We start from the raw sequence: 3,025 nt of genomic DNA on the forward strand, positions 1-3,025 counted from the left end.
TTGTTCCTTGAAAACTAGATAGCGAATGAAAATGCGAAAGCATCCATTAGCCAGTGATTGGATTTTTCTTAATGAAGAGAAATCAGGTTAAGCTAGTAAGAGCACACGGAGGATGCCTAGGCGCTAGGAGCCGATGAAGGACGTGGCGAACAACGAAATGCCTCGGGGAGCTGTAAGCAAGCATCGATCCGGGGATGTCCGAATGGGGGAACCCGCGTATCGTAATGGATACGCACTCCGTACTGAATCCATAGGTACGGAAGAGGCATACCAAGGGAACTGAAACATCTAAGTACCTTGAGGAAGAGAAAACAATAGTGATTCCGTCAGTAGCGGCGAGCGAACGCGGAAGAGCCTAAACCGATGCACTTGTGCATCGGGGTTGTGGGACGTCAACATGGACTGAGCTCATTAGGTGAAGCGGTCTGGAAAGGCCGGCCAGAGGAGGTAAAAGCCCTGTAGCCGAAAATGAGCAAAAGTGCTAGACGGATCCCGAGTACCGCGGGGCACGTGAAACCCCGTGGGAATCTGGCAGGACCATCTGCTAAGGCTAAATACTCCCTAGCGACCGATAGTGAAGCAGTACCGTGAGGGAAAGGTGAAAAGAACCGCGGGAGCGGAGTGAAAAAGAACCTGAAACCGTGTGCTTACAAGAAGTCAGAGCTCGTTCATGAGTGATGGCGTGCCTTTTGTAGAATGAACCGGCGAGTTACGTTTGCGTGCAAGGTTAAGCAGAAGATGCGGAGCCGTAGCGAAAGCGAGTCTGAATAGGGCGAAATGAGTACGCAGGCGTAGACCCGAAACCGTGTGATCTACCCCTGTCCAGGGTGAAGGTGAGGTAACACTCACTGGAGGCCCGAACCCACGAATGTTGAAAAATTCGGGGATGAGGTGGGGGTAGCGGAGAAATTCCAATCGAACTCGGAGATAGCTGGTTCTCCCCGAAATAGCTTTAGGGCTAGCCTCGGGAGGTTGAGAAATGGAGGTAGAGCACTGATTGGGTGCGGGGCCCGCCAAGGGTTACCAAGCTCAGTCAAACTCCGAATGCCATCTTCTTGGACCCCGGGAGTCAGACGGTGAGTGCTAAGATCCATCGTCAAGAGGGAAACAGCCCAGACCATCGGCTAAGGTCCCCAAGTGTGTGTTAAGTGGGAAAGGATGTGGAGTTGCAAAGACAACCAGGATGTTGGCTTAGAAGCAGCCACCATTTAAAGAGTGCGTAATAGCTCACTGGTCGAGTGACTCTGCGCCGAAAATGTAACGGGGCTAAACACACCACCGAAGCTGTGGCAGGAGCGATCTAACGATCACTCTTGGGTAGGGGAGCGTTGTATGCAGGTTGAAGGTAGATCGTGAGGACTGCTGGACAGCATACAAGTGAGAATGCCGGTATGAGTAACGAAAAGACAAGTGAGAATCTTGTCCGCCGAAAACCTAAGGGTTCCTGAGGAAGGTTCGTCCGCTCAGGGTAAGTCGGGACCTAAGGCGAGGCCGAAAGGCGTAGTCGAAGGACAACAGGTTGAAATTCCTGTACCACCGTGAACCGCTATGAGCGATGGGGTGACGCAGAAGGGAAGAGTTGCAGACGGATGGAAGAGTCTGTCCAAGCAGTAAGGCTGGTGTGTAGGCAAATCCGCACACCGTAAGGCTGAGCTGTGATGGGGAGGGAAAATTGCAGTACCGAAGAACTTGTACTCCAGCTGCCAAGAAAAGCCTCTAGCCAGGGAGAAGGTGCCCGTACCGTAAACCGACACAGGTAGGTAGGAAGAGAATTCTAAGGCGCTCGGAAGAACTCTCGTTAAGGAACTCGGCAAAATGACCCCGTAACTTCGGGAGAAGGGGTGCCTCGGTAGGGTGAATAGCCCGAGGGGGCCGCAGTGAATAGGCCCAAGCGACTGTTTAGCAAAAACACAGGTCTGTGCGAAGCCGAAAGGCGAAGTATACGGGCTGACGCCTGCCCGGTGCTGGAAGGTTAAGGGGAGTGGTTAGGGGTAACCCGAAGCTATGAACCGAAGCCCCAGTAAACGGCGGCCGTAACTATAACGGTCCTAAGGTAGCGAAATTCCTTGTCAGGTAAGTTCTGACCCGCACGAATGGCGTAACGACTTGGGCGCTGTCTCAACGAGAGATCCGGTGAAATTTTAATACCTGTGAAGATGCAGGTTACCCGCGACAAGACGGAAAGACCCCATGGAGCTTTACTGTAGCTTGATATTGGACTTGGGTACGATCTGTACAGGATAGGTGGGAGCCTGAGAAGCATGTGCGCCAGCATGTGTGGAGGCGACGTTGGGATACCACCCTGATCGTATCTAGGTTCTAACCCGCGACCCTGAATCGGGTTGGGGGACAGTGTCAGGCGGGCAGTTTGACTGGGGCGGTCGCCTCCTAAAAGGTAACGGAGGCGCCCCAAGGTTCCCTCAGAATGGTTGGAAATCATTCGAAGAGTGCAAAGGCAGAAGGGAGCTTGACTGCGAGACGTACAGGTCGAGCAGGGACGAAAGTCGGGCTTAGTGATCCGGTGGTTCCGCATGGAAGGGCCATCGCTCAACGGATAAAAGCTACCCTGGGGATAACAGGCTTATCTCCCCCAAGAGTCCACATCGACGGGGAGGTTTGGCACCTCGATGTCGGCTCATCGCATCCTGGGGCTGAAGTAGGTCCCAAGGGTTGGGCTGTTCGCCCATTAAAGCGGTACGCGAGCTGGGTTCAGAACGTCGTGAGACAGTTCGGTCCCTATCTGTCGCGGGCGTAGGAAATTTGAGAGGAGCTGTCCTTAGTACGAGAGGACCGGGATGGACGTACCGCTGGTGTACCAGTTGTCTCGCCAGAGGCATAGCTGGGTAGCCAAGTACGGAAGGGATAAGCGCTGAAAGCATCTAAGCGTGAAGCCCCCCTCAAGATGAGATTTCCCAGTATGTAAGACCCCTTGTAGACGACGAGGTAGATAGGTTCGGGGTGGAAGTGCAGCAATGCATGGAGCTGACGAATACTAATCGGTCGAGGGCTTAACCTATACATGATC

Annotated in this window: 1 rRNA gene; it reads left to right on the forward strand. The window is 53.5% G+C overall.

Features of this window, described 5'->3' with window-relative positions:
* Positions 1 to 85: 85 nt before the first annotated feature.
* Positions 86 to 3,016 (forward strand): 23S ribosomal RNA (locus ACTHRH_RS25520).
* The last annotated feature ends 9 nt before the right edge of the window (positions 3,017 to 3,025 follow it).

Origin of the sequence: Paenibacillus sp. SAFN-117, assembly GCF_051966115.1 — a bacterium.
Lineage (GTDB): Bacteria > Bacillota > Bacilli > Paenibacillales > NBRC-103111 > Paenibacillus_L > Paenibacillus_L residui.